The organism is Saccharopolyspora sp. NPDC050389 (assembly GCF_040655595.1).
GTDB lineage: Bacteria > Actinomycetota > Actinomycetes > Mycobacteriales > Pseudonocardiaceae > Saccharopolyspora.
Genome location: NZ_JBFAKG010000169.1, coordinates 11137 through 12134, shown reverse-complemented (window position 1 = coordinate 12134; position 998 = coordinate 11137). Strand labels below are relative to the sequence as shown.

At 63.2% G+C, this 998-nt stretch carries 1 protein-coding gene and 1 pseudogene; both read right to left on the bottom strand.

The annotated features are described in order from the left end of the window. Positions 1-195 (bottom strand): catalase (locus tag AB0I53_RS48085; protein ID WP_358617515.1); only part of this gene is annotated, 195 nt, incomplete at its 3' end. A 19-nt stretch (positions 196-214) separates the two neighbouring features. Then, positions 215-656, bottom strand: a pseudogene (locus tag AB0I53_RS48080) (Fur family transcriptional regulator). Between the last annotated feature and the right edge of the window lie 342 nt (positions 657-998).

Below are 998 nucleotides of genomic sequence, written 5' to 3'. Positions count from 1 at the left end.
GCCGAAAGCGCCCGAGCCCTTGGCGTGCATCCGGCGCTCCGGGATGACCTCGCGGTCGAAGTGCGCGAGCTTCTCCAGGAACCAGACGTCCTGCAACAGCATCGGCCCGCGCGGACCGGCGGTCAGGGAGTTCTGGTTGTCAGGGACCGGTGCACCGGCCACCGTGGTCAACGGTTTCTGGTTGTTCTCGGGCAAAACTCGCTCCTCGGTGGAATCAGCAGTCATGTTCTCGGTCGAGACCGCGGTGGCACTCCGGGCAGACGCCCCAGAAGATCACCTCGGCCTCGTCGAGCACGTATCCGTGCGGGTCCTCGGCGTGGAGGCACGGGGCCTTCCCCACCGCGCAACTGACGTCAGCGATGGCACCGCAGTTGCGGCACACCAAGTGGTGATGGTTGTCGCCAACGCGGGTTTCGAACCGGGCGGGCGAACCGGCCGGCTCGATGCGACGGACCAAGCCCACCTCGGTGAGCGCACGCAGGACGTCGTAGACCGCCTGCAACGACACCGACCCGAGGTCACGGCGCAACCGCGGTCGCGATGGTGTCGACGTCCGAGTGCGGATTCTCCGAGACCATCGCGAGCACGGCGACCCGAGGACGGGTCACCCGCAACGACGCCCCCTTCAGCAAGGCGGTGGCATCGATGAACGACATAAGTCCATACCGATCAAGTTTTCTTGAATCAGTCAAGTAAACACAATTGGTCGGAACGTTCCACAGACCACTGAGGACACGTAAACGACGCACCAAGTCCGCGAGATCAGTTGCCAGGTCTGCCCAGGGTTCGGTTGACACCTGATGCGCGAGGTTTCGGCCTCGCTTAGACGGATGTCGTCGTGCCCAAGCCCTCTGGCTTCTCGTCATTGCGCGCCCGGTTCAACACAGGGCTAAGACTGAGAAGTGGGGGGGCGCGGGCCCGGGGGGGGGCCTGTTAGATGGGGAGCGAGAAAAAACAAAAAGAAGGCCGGCCAAAAAGAGAAAAGACACAAACAACAC